Annotated in this window: 3 protein-coding genes; 1 reads left to right on the forward strand and 2 read right to left on the reverse strand. The window is 62.9% G+C overall.

The window, feature by feature from the left end; genetic code table 11:
* Positions 1-1,040 precede the first annotated feature (1,040 nt).
* A complete protein-coding gene (locus tag BMW72_RS19095) occupies positions 1,041-1,667 on the forward strand; it encodes a VOC family protein (protein WP_174843185.1) in 627 nt (208 codons plus the stop codon).
* A gap of 15 nt (positions 1,668-1,682) precedes the next feature.
* Here BMW72_RS19095 and BMW72_RS18015 read toward each other — a convergent pair whose 3' ends face one another.
* A complete protein-coding gene (locus BMW72_RS18015) occupies positions 1,683-1,994 on the reverse strand; it encodes a metal-sensitive transcriptional regulator (RefSeq protein WP_092113083.1) in 312 nt (103 codons plus the stop codon).
* Between the two features lie 16 nt (positions 1,995-2,010).
* Positions 2,011-4,182 (reverse strand): heavy metal translocating P-type ATPase, encoded by a 2,172-nt coding sequence (locus BMW72_RS18020; protein WP_425266254.1) that lies wholly within the window; start codon positions 4,180-4,182, stop codon positions 2,011-2,013.
* Positions 4,183-4,888: the final 706 nt, after the last annotated feature.

A 4,888-nucleotide genomic window follows, 5' to 3' on the forward strand; every position in this document is an offset into this window, starting at 1 on the left:
TCAGCGCATGGCTCGACGGCAAGGCTCAGCATCCCAATACGGCACAAAGAGTCGCTTGACACCAATAGGAGCATCCACTCGGGGGGACGCAACCCTAAGAGTCGCCATCGACAAGAGTCGATAGCAGACCATCGCTCCCGGTTCTACGTTGAAAAGAAGTGGTGGGCTTCGCGCACTCGAAGAGTGATCCCTCTGCAGGTGTAGTCACCGTACCTTAGCCCGACCGTGGAGAATGCTGCCGCAGGGCCGAGAGACAATTGGACTGCGCAGACGCCCAACGATCCCGTAAAAAGCGCTCACGCAGAAGCCTCTTGGTACCGTCACCCTCGCGGCCGGATGGTTGGTTGTGATTGCGGTCATCCGCCTCGCCCTGGATTGATTCGACTCTCTCCCTCATGAAGGCACAACCATCCAATTTCGCTACCTCGTCATCGCCGCGGCGGCGATCATGATCGCCATGCTCGCTTCGGTATCCGGAATCATCAACGTCCCAGAAAGTTCCCGGTCTGAGACGAAAATAATGGCAAAGAACAACGCATCTCGTTCGGAACTCGAGACCTTTGTATACCGCGCAATGGTCCGCAAGCCAAAAGGCAACGCAGCGCCTTGACAGGCTCTCAGCCTTTGCAAAGGGTTGCTGCATAGGAACCGGCGTTCTCGAGACGCTCCACGCGCTGCTCGGCCAGTGGGCCGACGTCATCGTCGCCAACGATGCAGCCCGGATCAGGTCATGTGCGGAACCTGATTGGACAATCGTTGCCCCTAAAAGTGGACCGGGGCCCTGCGCCACTTCTCGCAGTCGTCAAGTCCGCGGATCTGACCCATTCCGCGATGGCCTTCGAAGTGCTCGAAGCGAGGGTCACGGGGAAGTCGCTGTGGTTATCGCCCACGACACTAACGAAGGTCATTGGCAAGGGACACCGTTCACCGCCGACGAGTACGTGACCAAAGTTTTCATACAACGGCCACACGGCTGGCGTCGCGCATTTTCCGCTCTGACCCCGAATTATGCCTCAGCGCACTCACAGGCAAAAAGCTCCATGAACGCAGTCACCCCGTACCTGCTCTACGAAGATGTCGCATCGGCGCTGGTGTTCCTTTCCCGCGCCTTCGGCTTCGGCTTCGGCTTCACCGAGACACTGCGCTACAACGACCCATCCGGGTACATCAGTCACGCCGAGATGCGCCGTGGTAACGGCACCATCATGCTCGGCGACCCCGGCCCGTCCTATCGCAGCCCGAAACACGTCAGAGCCACCACCGTCCAGATCCACGTGCAGGTCGACGACGTCGATGCCGCTTACGCGCGGGCACGCGCCGCCGACGCGGTGATCACGAGCGAGCTCGAAGACCACGCTAACGGGGAGAGGCGATTCTCGCCAACGGATCCAGAAGTGCACGTCTGGACTTTCGGCCACCCATTTCGTGACGTTCCGGTGTCGCAGTGGCACACAGAACGAGCGTACAGGCCGGAGCGTTGCGGAGGCGGAAAGCCCCGATGTGCCGTGCTGCGGCACAGTCCTCGTTGCCCTGCCCTGCCCTGCCCTGCCCTGCCCTGCCCTGCCCTGCCGATGATAAGGGAGCTGTTGCTGGACGGCCCGTTCGAGTCGCGGCTCGAGATCGGGCTGGATGCGCTGCTGCATCGCGCGAAGCACCAGGACGGCTGACCGCCCGTTTGCCGGTCAGGACCGGACGAGGCGGGCGATCGCGGCGCTGGCCTCTTTGATCTTCACTTGCGCATCGGGGCCGTCCATGCGGACGGCGTCGAGCACGCAGTGTTTGAGATGGTCATCGAGTAGGCCCAAGCCAACAGCCTGCAGGGCGCTGGTGAGCGCACTGATCTGCGTGAGGATGTCGATGCAGTATTTCTCCTCATCGACCATCCGAGAGATTCCTCGAGCCTGTCCTTCGATCCGACGGAGCCGCTGAAGGTACTTGTCCTTGTCCGTGATGTACCCGTGCGGGTGTATTTCTGTGAGAGGCATTGTGGTCATTTTCAGTTCCTTCGTTCTAGCGGCCCAGGATGGCCCGGGTACTTGCTTCGGGGCCGAGATCGATGCGGCGCAAAAGCTGCGCGTTGAGAGCGACCACGACCGTGGACAACGACATCAGGATCGCCCCCACCGACATCGGCAACACGAAACCAATCGGCGCGAGCACTCCCGCGGCCAGCGGCACGGACAAGAGGTTGTATCCGGCGGCCCACCACAGGTTCTGCTTCATCTTGCGGTACGTGGCACGGGACAGCTCGATCACTGACAGCACCGAACGCGGGTCAGAGCTGGCGAGGATGACTCCGGCAGAAGCAATCGCGACGTCCGTACCCGCGCCGATCGCGATGCCAACATCGGCCTTTGCGAGGGCGGGAGCGTCGTTGACGCCGTCACCGACCATCGCCACCTTCTTGCCTTCCTTCTGCAGCTCCTCGATCTTGGCGGACTTGTCCTCGGGACGGACGCCGGCAAGGACCCGGTCGATACCAAGTTCGGCGCCGACCGCGTCAGCCACGGCCTGCGCGTCACCGGTGATCATGACCACCTCGACGCCGAGCTTGTGGAGGGCGTCGACGGCGTCGTGGGATTCGGGCCGGATCTCGTCGGCGAGCTTGAGGCCGCCGATGACAGCACCATCCTGGACGACGTGGAGAATGATCGCTCCCTCGTCTCGCCACTGGTCCGCGTGAACGATCTCCGACGCACCGACCTCGTCGAGCAACTTCGGTCCACCTACACGAACCTCTCGTCCGCCCACTGTCGCTGTGACACCGACCGCGGGGGAAGACGAAAACCCTGACGCCGTCGGCAGCGAAAGCTTCTTGTCCTGAGCGGCGCGCACGATCGCTTTGGCCAAGGGATGCTCGCTGTCGGATTCGGCGGCTGCGGCGATCGCGAGCACCTGGTCCGCGTCCAGGTCGCCCGCCGGCTGCACGGCGGTGACAGTGGGTTCGCCCTTGGTGAGCGTGCCAGTCTTGTCGAAGAGGACCGCGTTGACCGTGCGCATGCTCTCCAGCGCAAGACGATCCTTCACCAGAACGCCGCCACGCGCGGCGCGCTCAGTCGCGATCGATACCACCAGCGGGATCGCCAGCCCCAGCGCATGCGGGCAAGCGATCACCAGAACGGTGATGCTGCGCACAACCGCAGCATCGAAGTTGCCCACAAGCGTCCAGACGACGATCGTGATGACGGCGGCGATGAGTGCAAACCAGAACAGCAGACCCGCGGCGCGATCGGCGATCCGCTGCGCACGGGAGGAGGAGTTCTGCGCCTCGGTTACCAGCCGCTGAATGCCCGCCAGGGCGGTATCGTCACCCACGGCTGTGATCTCCACCCGCAGGCTCGAGTCCGTCGCGACGGTGCCCGAGGTCACGGTGTCCCCGATACCACGGCCCACAGGGCGAGACTCGCCGGTGACCATGGACTCGTCCATCGAGGCACTGCCGTCGACGATCGTGCCGTCCGCCGGAACGCTGCCGCCAGGCCGCACGACGACGACGTCACCAACCCGCAGCTCAGCAGGAGCGACCTTCACGATCAGGTCACCCTCCACGCGTTCAGCCTCGTCGGGCAGCAACGCGGCTAGGGAGTCGAGGGCGGAAGTGGTCTGCGCAAGGGAACGCATCTCGACCCAGTGACCAAGCAGCATGATGACGATCAGCAGCGCCAGCTCCCACCAGAACTCCAGTTCGTGGTCCAACAGCCCCAGGGTCGCACCCCACGAGGCCAGGAACGCCACTGTGATCGCGAGGCCGATCAACAGCATCATGCCGGGCTTGCGGCCCTTGACCTCGCTGACCGCGCCGGTAAGGAATGGCCACCCACCCCACACATACATGACGGTGCCGAGGAGGGGGGCGATGAACGTCGCCCACCCGGGGACGTCGTAACCAAGAATCATCGCGAACATGGGCGACAACGTCACCACCGGGACCGCGATGATCAGGTTGATCCAGAACAGCCGACGAAACTGCCCCACATGGTCACCATGACCCGCTCCGTGCCCGCCGTGACCGGAATGCCCCAGTGGGGTCTCGTGATCGGAGCGCCCCGTCTGCCCGCCATGAACGGAGTGATTCGAATGCCCCCCACGGCCGGAACCCGTCATAGGAGCTTCGTGTCCTTCATGCTCCTCACGGGTGAGATCGGAAACATGGTGCGCATCGTGGTCTGGTGGCATCGGCATACCACCAGGGTATACCCCGTTAGGGTATAAAGGCTAGGTGGTGTCCCGTAAAGGAGCCGAGCAGGGATTGTGAAGCCAAACCGGGACCGCGGTGCACTCAGGTTTCGCACCGTTGCAACCCTGGGCTCGCCGCAAGGTATAGGGACGTCCGGTTGCAGCCTCTCCGAGGCTTGCCCTGCATCTCAGTCAGGCCCGCCCGGCGTGAGCCCTGCGAGGAGGTTGAACGCTCCCGTGAGGATGTTGAGTGCGACAATGCCGACGACATCGGCAACCTCACGGTCGCTGGAGCCCTGGGCACGAATGCTGTCGACCTGCTTGTCGGTGATCGACGTCGGCTCTCGATATACCTGGAGGCCGAGGGCAATGATTGCAGCCAGGAGGCATCGGCAGACGACCCCTTATATGCCCGCTTGACCTTCTCCTCACTGATGTCGAGCGAGCGAGCGGCGACGACGTGCCCTGTTGAGCCTGGGCGATCGAGATGCGTTCGCTGATCTTGCAATCGAGCTTGGCACGCCTCATGGAACGACTGAGTTGCAGGTAGCCACCGAGTACGGCTGGCGAGTGCGCCATCGTTGACACCATGGCGCCAACCTGACCGTGCCGGTCCACTAGCTTTCTTGGGGGCCAGAAGTCGGGCGTTTGTACCGAGTTTTAGGCAGCGTTAGCCATGTGGGCGTCGTTGAGGTAGCTGTCGATGTGTTCC

It is taken from the genome of Cryobacterium luteum (assembly GCF_900110125.1).
Lineage (GTDB): Bacteria > Actinomycetota > Actinomycetes > Actinomycetales > Microbacteriaceae > Cryobacterium > Cryobacterium luteum.

Coding starts and splice junctions, on each gene's coding strand:
- BMW72_RS18015 (WP_092113083.1), bottom strand. CDS start 1,994: ATGACCACAATGCCTCTCACAGAAATACACCCGCACGGGTACATCACG.
- BMW72_RS19095 (WP_174843185.1), top strand. CDS start 1,041: ATGAACGCAGTCACCCCGTACCTGCTCTACGAAGATGTCGCATCGGCG.
- BMW72_RS18020 (WP_425266254.1), bottom strand. CDS start 4,182: ATGCCGATGCCACCAGACCACGATGCGCACCATGTTTCCGATCTCACC.